Consider the following 9,347-nt stretch of genomic DNA (forward strand, 5'->3'; position numbering starts at 1 on the left):
GCCATCCGCTGGTAGAGAGCCCGGCGCTCGTCCCGCCCGATTGACGAGCGAGCGGACTCATGAAGGGGTGGCGTCGGAACCCCAGGGCGTCGCCGGCGGATTGGAGAAGCGAAGTGGAATCGCAGGGTGGCGCTCCTGATGCCGCGGGAACTCGGAGGAGTTGGGGATGGCCAAAGCGATCTGGCGGGGATACGTCGTCGCCGACAGCGACACGTTGAGCCTCCGATACCTTGGGGCAATACGGCGGAGCGTGGCGGTGGAATGGTGACTCGGTCCGTCCCCGTTGCCGTAGCTTTGGCCACCGCGGTCCCCTGGTTGGGCGCTGGGTTCGTTCACGCGCAGGCACCGAGCGAGGTCCGCGCGCTGCCTCTGACGGAAACCCGGTACGCGCTCGGAGACCAGATTTCGGCCTACCGGGACTTCATGAGGTCCGGAGGGCCACCGCCCGACGGCATCCCGTCCATTGACTCCCCGCGCTTCATACGTGCCGATGAGGCGCAGCTGGCTCCCGAGGACATGGTCATTGGGATCCTACTGAACGGCGAAGCGCGGGCCTATCCGCAAGCCATCATGGTCCATCACGAAATCGTGAACGATCGGGTCGGCGGGACCAACGTGGCGGTCACCTACTGCCCTCTCACGGCGACCGCTCAAGGATTCCTGCGCGGGAATTCTGCGCTCGGTGTGTCCGGCCAGCTGCTGAACAGCAACCTGGTCATGTACGATCGTGACTCGGGGAGCTACATCTCCCAGATCGCCGCTACCGGCCTGTCGGGCCCGTACGAGGGACGCGGCCTCACGGAGGTCGGCCTCGTCTGGACGACCTGGGAACGTTGGCGATCCGCGCACCCGGATACCCAGGTGCTGAGTGATCGGACCGGTTACCTCCGCAACTACTCGCGCGACCCGTACGGCTCCTACAATCCCCCCGATGGATACTACGTCGAGGACGGTACCGTATTCCCCGTCATGCACCGGTCTGTTCGGCTCCACGCCAAGGAGATGGTGGTGGGCGCGCGCACCTCCTCGGGAAGCGCCTACTTCGTCCTTCGGGACCTCGCCTCGGCTCGAGTACTCGGGACGCCGAGTTTCATCGCGGTGTACGACCGCGCCCTACATACGGCCCACATCTACGAACGGTCGGGAGCGGATCTCCCGGTCGCCCTGCCGAACGGAGCGGTCCGCATGGGCGACGAGGAATTCGCTCCCGACTCGCTTCCCTTGAATCGAACCGTCGCCGTCCAAGCTTTCTTCTTCGCCTGGCATGCCTTTTTTCCGGATAGTGAGACCCCCTGAGGCGCCCATGGAAGGCCAGCGCGGCGGCGTGGCCCCAGTGCCGATGAAGAGGCGGATCACAGCGGAGGCCGAACGTCCCGCGCCCCTTCGAACCCTCGCGGCCCTACTCCATGTGCGCAGTTTTCGCCGGACGGCCATCCTTCTCGGAATCGCATATTTCCTCCCCCTCCAGCTCGCACTGGGATTGCTGTCGCGGGGTGGACGCGAAGCCACGATTCTTTTGGCGCCCTGGACCCGCATGTTCGAGCGCACGAGTGCGTTCAGCTTCGAAGCCGTCGCTCAGCTCACCGTCCCGGGCGTGACCATTCTCTTTTCGCCCCTGAACATCCTCGTGACCGGTGCGTTGGCGGGCCTCGCGGGCCTGAATCTCGCCATGACGCTGACACTCCTCCGCGATCCTCGCGCTTGCGACTTGAGGAGTGTCCCGACCGTCCTGGGGGCTCTCCCACCGCTGCTCGCCGGGGGTGCATGCTGCGCGCCGACTCTCCTTCTTGTCCTCGGGATACAGGCGTCGACACTCATCATTGCGCTCTCACAGATCTTGATCCCAGGCTCCCTCGTTCTACTTTTCGGGACGCTCCTCTGGACGCTTCGGCGCATGGACGTCCGCCATCTTCCGACCTCAGTGCCATGAGCCATGGCAGACATCCTCGCGGGCTGGATCGAGGGCTCGGGGCCCTGGGGACACATGATCGCGCTCGTCGGAATGACGGCCGTAGCCGTTCTTCCACTACCGGCGGAAGCACCGGCCCTTGTCCTGGGAGCGCTCTTCGGTCCCATCCTCGGATCAGCTCTCGTCTGGACGGGAGCCATGTTGGGAGCGGCCATCAGCTTCGAGTTGGCCCGCACCTTTGGGAGGCCGGCCGCCAAGCGATGGCTGTCGCCGAGGTCCTTGGGCCGCGCGGACGATGTGGCCCGCCGGGCGGGAGTCGCCGGCCTTCTCCTTCTCAGGTTGATGCCGTGGGTGGGATTCACCGCGCTGAACTGGGCCCTTGGGCTCAGCGACCTTCCGCGCTCCCGCTTCCTCTGGACCACGGCTCTCGGAATCTTGCCCGGAGTGGCCCTGTTTACGGGTGCGGGCGCCGGATTTCGCGGACTCCTCCCAGATTTCGAAGCCACCCACTTCGGGGGACTCGTCCTGATCGTCGCGGTGGGGTGGGCAGTCAGCCTCTGGGTTCGTCGCAAACGGACTGCGGCCAGCGGTCGGTCTGCTCCCCAGGACGAGGACCAGTGATGGTCCGTTCGAACCGATTCGCTGGCCACCAGCGCGGAGCGCGTCTATGAGACCGGCGTCGCCGACCCGCGATGGGAGGATGGCACGAACCCGGCGCTCTTGCCGGATCAATCCCGTCTCTATGGGGCGGAATTGACGGTGGCAACGCACCGGATGGTCGCCTCCCTCTTCGCAAGGGGTCGACGGTCGAGCGCCGAGTGACTCCCCGGACCCAGGGCCGGTCAAGGAAGAAGGCCTCGGGTGGCCCAGCGTGACGGGTCGGACCCTTCTCGTCGAGCTCTGCCGGCGCAGCGTACTCCTGCGCGCGCTCAAGTTTGCGCTGGTCGTGGGACCCCTACTGATCGCCATCAATCATGGGGATGTCATGGTGCAGGGCGGTCTCCCGCCAGTCGTGTATCTGAAAATGGCGCTCACGTTCCTCGTGCCCTTCTTCGTGTCGGCGTTGTCGAGCGCCGGCGCCGCGCTGGCCTCGGGCCCCCGGCGAGGCCTTCCCGCCCCTCCGCAGGATCCCTGACCTGGAACCTGAGGCGGCCCTCACGGATTGGGGGGGCGGCTCCAGTGCGTGCAGGTCGAAATCTCCCGTAGATGAGGAGGACCCGTGAACATTCAGTATGGAAGAGCCGTGGTCGGCGGACTCGTCGGAACCGTGGTCATGACCGCCGTCGGGCTCTGGATCGCGCCCATGATGGGGATGCCCGCCATGAATCCGGCAGAAATGCTGGCCGGCGCGATGGGCGGAATGCTCGCCCTCGGGTGGGCGGCCCACTTCATGATCGGAACGGTCCTCGCGCTCATCTACGCTGTCGTGGCCCCGTCTCTTCCCGGCGCGCCCGTGGTTCGGGGCGCTCTCTACGGCGTCGCGCCTTTCCTCGTCGCGCAGATCGCCGTCATGCCGATGATGGGGATGCCCGTCTTCTCGGGCTCCATGACCATGGCCATGGGGAGCCTCATCGGTCACCTCATCTACGGAGGAGTGGTCGGCGGCATCTACGGGCCCGTTCCGGTGCGGTCCGGAGCGGCCGTGCATGCGTCACCCGCGGCACCGCGGCATTCCTGAGTCGTCCACGTCCACTATCAACGGAGCATCCATCCCTCATGAGCCCTTTCATGCGACATCCCTTCAAGGCACCGGCACTTTTCGGCGCGCTCCTCACGGCGGCTCTCATCACCGCGCCCGGGATCTACGCGCAAACGACGACGGCGCATGTGAAGGAGGATTTCACCGAGGCTCGATTCGCCGAGCTTCAGGCGCAGGGCGCTTTCATCCTCGTGGACATCTTCGCGGACTGGTGCCCGGACTGCGCCCAGCAGCAGCGGGTGCTCGCCGCCTACCGCGAGGCCCATCCGGCGGTCCCGCTTCACACCCTCGTGGTCAACTTTGACACGCAGAAGGACGTGGTGACCCGCTTCCGTGCGCCGCGGCAGTCCACCCTCATCCTCTTCCGGGGGAGCGAGCAGCTCTGGTTCACCGTCGCGGAGACACGGGAAGAGGTCATCGTTCAGGCGTTGAATGACGGATTCGCGCGGCGGTGACCCTCGAACTGTCGGCTATCCCGATCGCCTTCTTCGCGGGGGTAGTCGGCGTCCTGTCCCCCTGCGTGTGGCCGCTGGTGCCGATCGTCATGGCGTCGGCGGCCACAGGGGGGCGGCGCGGGCCGTACTTCCTCGCGGCCGGACTGGCGCTCTCGTTCGCCGTCGCGGGCAGCCTTCTCGTCTTCCTTCTTGTGAGCACGGGCACCGATCCGGAGTTCTTCCGCTACATCGCCGCCTCCCTCCTGATCGCGATGGGTGCGCTCCTCGTCGTTCAGAAGCTCGGTGATTGGGCCTCGACGGGACTGTCGCGTCTCACCGCGGGGCTGAATCTCGGCCGTCGTACGAACCCGGCACCTGGCTCTGGAGAGTTCGGGGTCGGACTGTTACTCGGGGTCGTCTGGCTCCCATGCGTGGGCCCGACCCTCGGCGTGGCGATCGCACTCGCGTCATTCGGGGAGGACCTTCTCCGCTCCTTCGCGGTGATGCTCTCCTACGGGGTGGGAACCGGAGGCGTGCTACTCGGCGCGGGACTTCTGTCGGGCGGGTTTCTGGCGCGACGGCGACTTCTCGGACCGGGAGCCGGCGCGATCGGGAAGAAGATACTCGGGTGGTGCGTGCTCCTTCTCGGGATCGCCGTGCTCACCGGGCTCGACAAGCGGCTGGAGGCGCTCGCGGTGAACCTGCTGCCGAGCTGGATCTACGGGATGTGAAGCCGAGGGGTCGACGAAAGGGTCGTGAACCGGCCGGCCCATCATGTCACACCTTCCGGACTTCACAAACTACTTGAGGTCCAACAACCGCGCTGTTGAGCCACTTCTGCAGACTGGGGCGGTAGGGCTCGAACCTACAACCTCCTGGTTAACAGCGCCGCGGGATTCGGGCGATTTTCACGAAAGTCGAGTCACCGCGCCAACATGATCCCTGGATCTCGTGGATGGTTTTCGGATCATCCACGGGGTTCGGGGATCTCAACATGCACACAAACGTGCACAGTTGCGTGTGGCGCCAATTCCGCTTCCGCCACTCGAAATCCAAGCCCCGAACCGTCCGATGAACGGGGCAACTCCACTTTTTCGTGGTCTTCGATCGTTACTGTTGATTTTTCAGCATCCATGATGTATGGTCTTCTCGTGACTCTGAACTATCAATAGTAACCACGCGGAGGGAGAGACTTGTTACTGGAGCGCGAACTGAGTCGAAGGGAGCGCGAGGTGATGCAGATCATCCATCGCCGGGGACGGGCCACGGCTGCCGAGGTTCGCAGCGACATGGCAGATCCGCCGACCGACCCGGCCGTCCGTTCAATCCTTCGAATCCTCGTGAACAAGGGACACCTCGAGTTCGAGTCCGAAGGGCCCCGGTACGTGTACTCGCCGACGGTGTCGGATCGAGCCGCGCGGAACTCGGTGCTCGAAAACGTTGTCGAGACCTTTTTCGACGGGTCCGCCGAGGGTGTCATGGCCGCCCTCCTCGAGCGGATGGGTCCCCTCTCGACCGAACAGAAGCGGCGCCTCAAGACCTTGATCGACCGCGCGGATCGCGAGGGCCGGTAGGATGACGACGTTCGAGTTGGCCGAGGGAGCGATTTTTTCCAGGGGCCTCCTGGCGTTCGTCCAGGCCACCGCCATTCTTCTCGGCGCCCTCGCACTGGAGCGACTTCTTCGTCGAACGGCTGCCGAATCCCGCCATGCATTGTGGACGGCGGTATTCGCCTCTCTGCTGGCGCTCCCGGCCCTCGTGATCACACTGCCGACGATTCCGCTGCCGATCCCATGGCCTGCTGCGGTCGCCCTCAGCAGCATCGAGTCGGACGCCAGCACCATGCGCCCCTTGAGTGCGACCGCTGGAGCGGGGCGCGACGTGGGGCGTCCTGCTGCGGCACCCAATGCCTCCGGTGCTTCTGCGTTTCTGCCCAATGCGGATTGGACGGCGGGCGCTGGCGACGGCTCCAATGCCACGGCGATCATCGGCCCCCATGCAGAAGGACGAGCCGTCTCGTTGTGGGGACCTAAACCCATGATTCGCGCGCTCGTCCTGACGTGGATCCTGGGCACCGGATGCTCCCTTGTGTTCCTTCTCACAGGACTCCTGCGGTCGGGCATCCTTTATCGCGCCTCACGTGGATCCAGCGACGCGACATGGACTCTCCGTTTGGAGCGGGCTCGGGCCTCTGCCCCTCTCGATCGGAGCGTTTCGCTCCGTTTTCACCAACAGGTGCGCACCGGGCTCGCCGGTGGACTTCTCCGACCCTTTGTGCTCCTGCCTGATACGGCGACCGATTGGAGCCCGGAAAGGCGTGAACTCGTCCTGGCACATGAACTCGTGCATCTGAAGAGAAGGGATCCGCTCCGTCGCGTTCTCCTCCGGTTGGTGCTCGCAATCTTCTGGTTTCATCCGCTCGCCTGGTATTCGGCACGTCGAGCCGTCCTTGCATGCGAAGAGGCGTGCGATCAGGCCGTTGTACGCATGGGATATCGCCCCTCGACTTATGCTCGGCACCTCTTGGCGCTGGCGACCCCCACGTCTCTTCCGATGCCGGCACTCGCGCGCCTCCGCCGCCCCTCCCTCGAGGTCCGAATCATGAAGCTCCTCGAACCGCAGTCCCCGCGCCGCCCCCGTCTTGCAGTAGGTGCATTGTCCGTTTCCATGGCCTGGGCGATCACGGTTGCCGCGACCGCACCCGTTCCGCCTGTGAGACCCCTCGACGAACTGCGGCTCGCGAACAGCACTCCGACAGCGACCGCGCGGTCCGAGAACGATCGGCCCCCGGCGCAGGCCGCTCCGGCCGAAGAGGTTCATCCCCAGGAACTGGCCGCTCCAGCCGAAGAAGATCATCCCGCGGGCCCGGCGGCCCCAGCTCACGAAGCGCCCCCGCCGATGATGGAGGCCCCGGCGCCACCATCCTTTCCGGGAGCCACGCCATTTGATGCGAGCGTCGACGCCTGGCCGAATGCCCAGGATCCGTCCGATGGGTGTCGGATTCGCCCCGACGGAGTCGACTTCGAAGACGGCGCCGATTTCACGAGCGGGTGGGGACCGAATAGACCTGACAATCGATTTCAGCAACGTAGTCTTGGTCCGTTCATGCTCTGCCTCCGCTCTCGAGGTCAGGTGGAGCTAGATCCCGACGGAATTCGAATTGCTGCCGGAGAAGAAGCCTGGTTGGTCCTGGCGGTCCGCGGCGACGCGGTTCATCAGCGCCTGGAGATCACACCCGGTCCCGATGGAAACGAGTACGTCTGGTTCGTCGGAGGCATTGAACGACCGTTCGACGTGGAGGCTGCGGAATGGCGCGATTTGATGGTGCGCGTCCAGCACACGCTGCCGATGCGGATCGCACAGATCCGGGGGGAGAGCGCACGACTTCGGGCAGGGATCGCCGTCGTGCGGGGTCGGGAGGCTCAGCGGCTTGGGGAGTTGGCTCGGGTGCGCGGGGATGCGGCAAGCCTTCGCGGCGAGATCGCGCGAATTCGTGCCACCGAGGCAGTTGTCGCGTCGGAGCTGATGAGGGCCCGAGGGGGGGCTGCGGACTCCCTCCGGACCCAACTCGATATGCTCCGCCAGGCCAATGCAATCACCATCGCAGACCTCGAAGAGGAGATCCGGATCGAACGCGCCGAAGCCGCACGTCTCGAGGCGGAAGCGGCGGAGTTCGCCGTGAGGTCTGCAGAAGAAATTCAGGCCATCGAGGAGCGAATCGCGGCGTTCAACGCGGAGGGCCAACTCGATGAGATTCGTACCGAACTCGCCTCGTATGATGCCGCGTTGGAGGCACTGATACGAAGCATCCGATGAAGCACCCGGATCCACCCGATGGTCGGGGTCGAGTGGGAGCCCACTCGTTGGCGGCCGCCACCTGTGCACTCATGGCCGCGTGCGGATCGTCGGGACTCGACGAGGGGCCTCCGGAGTGGCTGGCTGAGACCGAGGTCCGTGGGGACACTACGGTGGTCCGGACGCTCGCCGGCAGCGAGTGGGGTGAAGTCCGGCTCATTCCTGAGGTCCGCATCGGCGTCCTTGATGGCGCGGCACACGAGATGCTCGGAGAGGTAATCGGACTCGCCGTGGGTCCCGAGGGCCAAATCTACTTTTATGATCGCAGCGGTCCGGCGCTGCGGAAGTTTGCCGAGGATGGGACCTACATCGGAACGCTCGGGGGGCCAGGTGCGGGCCCCGGGGAGTATACGAACAGCGACGGGGGAATCGCGGTTCTACCCGACGGCCGCGTGGTTCTTCGCGATCCGGGGAACGGGCGGTTCTCCGTGTACGACCGGGACGGTGGCTTCATGGAGACCTGGCCCACGCGATCTGGCGCGTTCACGTCCCGGCCCCTTCAGACCTCCGGTGACGGCTTCTTCAGCACCGCGTTCGTCCCAGGGGCACAGGCCGTCGTTCACTTCGACGGCGCCGGGGTTCTTCTCGACACCATTCGGTCGCCGAACCGGAATGTCGAGGCGGCGACGGTTTCGGCCCGATCGGATAACTCCATGCAGACCTGGAACGTTCCCTTCACGCCAACGGCCCTGTCGAGCGTACACCCGGAGGGATACTTCGTGACGGCCGTGAGTGATCGATACGCGATCGAACTGAACCGGGGCGCCAACGACATGCTCCGTATCGAAATGGAGGCTCGACCCGTTGAGGTTGGCGAAGATGAACGCGTCGCGGAGGAGGCTCGCGTCACAGAGGCCATGAGGCAACTCGATCCCGCTTGGCGATGGAACGGCGCCGCCATTCCGCGGGTGAAGCCGCTCCTTCGGATGATTCACACCGGCGAGGACGGGCGCATCTGGGTCCAGCTCCATCAGCCGGGCATCGCAGTCGCCGAAGGGCCCGTCGGGATCGCACGCGACGCACTCGCGCCGCCCCAATACACCCTCCAAGAGCCAACCGTCTTCGACGTGTTCGAATCCGACGGTCGCTACCTGGGAAGGGTGAACGCACCTGACGGCCTCGTGACCTACCCACGGCCGGTCATGCGCGGAGAACATGTATGGGCCGTCGTGGCGGGAGAGTTGGGCGTCCAGTCGATTGTGCGCTTCCGGATCTCACGGGAGGATTCGGAGGCGGGACCCTGACCGACGTATCTGCACCACCGGGTAAGGCGTTGCTCATTCGGTCCAGCCAACCCGTTCCCAGCCCTGGGATTTGACGGGGCCAGCCACCAGCGGCGGGCGGCACTGCCATCCAATTCCGCGCACCGGCGAACCAGGGCGGCTCCACCCAAGGCCTCGCACCATTTGAAACCCGGGGGCTGGAATCGCGGTGCAGGGCCCCCCGCCCC

The 9,347-nt window shown here is 65.5% G+C and carries 10 protein-coding genes; all 10 read left to right on the plus strand.

Translation table 11 applies throughout. The annotated features are described in order from the left end of the window. Positions 1 to 261: 261 nt before the first annotated feature. The 10 genes from WEG36_15465 (at position 262) to WEG36_15510 (ending at position 9,141) form a co-directional block, all read left to right on the plus strand. On the plus strand, positions 262 to 1,296 hold the full coding sequence (locus tag WEG36_15465) for a DUF3179 domain-containing protein (protein ID MEX1258993.1): 1,035 nt from the start codon (positions 262 to 264) through the stop codon (positions 1,294 to 1,296). A gap of 7 nt (positions 1,297 to 1,303) precedes the next feature. Next, positions 1,304 to 1,930 carry a hypothetical protein gene (locus WEG36_15470; protein ID MEX1258994.1) on the plus strand — a complete coding sequence of 209 codons (627 nt, stop codon included), beginning with the start codon at positions 1,304 to 1,306 and terminating at the stop codon, positions 1,928 to 1,930. Between the two features lie 3 nt (positions 1,931 to 1,933). Continuing rightward, the gene (locus WEG36_15475; GenBank protein MEX1258995.1) at positions 1,934 to 2,530 is read left to right on the plus strand and encodes a TVP38/TMEM64 family protein; all 597 of its coding nucleotides are present in this window, start codon (positions 1,934 to 1,936) and stop codon (positions 2,528 to 2,530) included. A gap of 250 nt (positions 2,531 to 2,780) precedes the next feature. Further along, entirely contained in the window at positions 2,781 to 3,044 is a 264-nt protein-coding gene (gene nrtS / locus WEG36_15480; GenBank protein ID MEX1258996.1) for a nitrate/nitrite transporter NrtS, read from the plus strand. An 84-nt stretch (positions 3,045 to 3,128) separates the two neighbouring features. Then, a complete protein-coding gene (locus WEG36_15485; protein ID MEX1258997.1) occupies positions 3,129 to 3,587 on the plus strand; it encodes a DUF6789 family protein in 459 nt (152 codons plus the stop codon). 50 nt (positions 3,588 to 3,637) lie between these two features. Continuing rightward, entirely contained in the window at positions 3,638 to 4,063 is a 426-nt protein-coding gene (locus tag WEG36_15490; protein MEX1258998.1) for a thioredoxin family protein, read from the plus strand. After that, on the plus strand, positions 4,060 to 4,773 hold the full coding sequence (locus WEG36_15495) for a cytochrome c biogenesis protein CcdA (protein ID MEX1258999.1): 714 nt from the start codon (positions 4,060 to 4,062) through the stop codon (positions 4,771 to 4,773). Before WEG36_15490 ends, WEG36_15495 begins: the two co-directional genes overlap by 4 nt. Positions 4,774 to 5,235: 462 nt before the next feature. Beyond that, positions 5,236 to 5,616, plus strand: coding sequence for a BlaI/MecI/CopY family transcriptional regulator (locus tag WEG36_15500; GenBank protein MEX1259000.1), 381 nt, complete (start codon positions 5,236 to 5,238; stop codon positions 5,614 to 5,616). 1 nt (position 5,617) lies between these two features. After that, positions 5,618 to 7,858 carry a M56 family metallopeptidase gene (locus WEG36_15505; protein ID MEX1259001.1) on the plus strand — a complete coding sequence of 747 codons (2,241 nt, stop codon included), beginning with the start codon at positions 5,618 to 5,620 and terminating at the stop codon, positions 7,856 to 7,858. Then, positions 7,855 to 9,141: a hypothetical protein gene (locus WEG36_15510; protein MEX1259002.1), complete on the plus strand. Its 1,287-nt coding sequence runs from the start codon at positions 7,855 to 7,857 to the stop codon at positions 9,139 to 9,141. Before WEG36_15505 ends, WEG36_15510 begins: the two co-directional genes overlap by 4 nt. The last annotated feature ends 206 nt before the right edge of the window (positions 9,142 to 9,347 follow it).

This window comes from Gemmatimonadota bacterium (assembly GCA_040882465.1).
GTDB lineage: Bacteria > Gemmatimonadota > Gemmatimonadetes > Longimicrobiales > Gaopeijiaceae > JBBEBG01.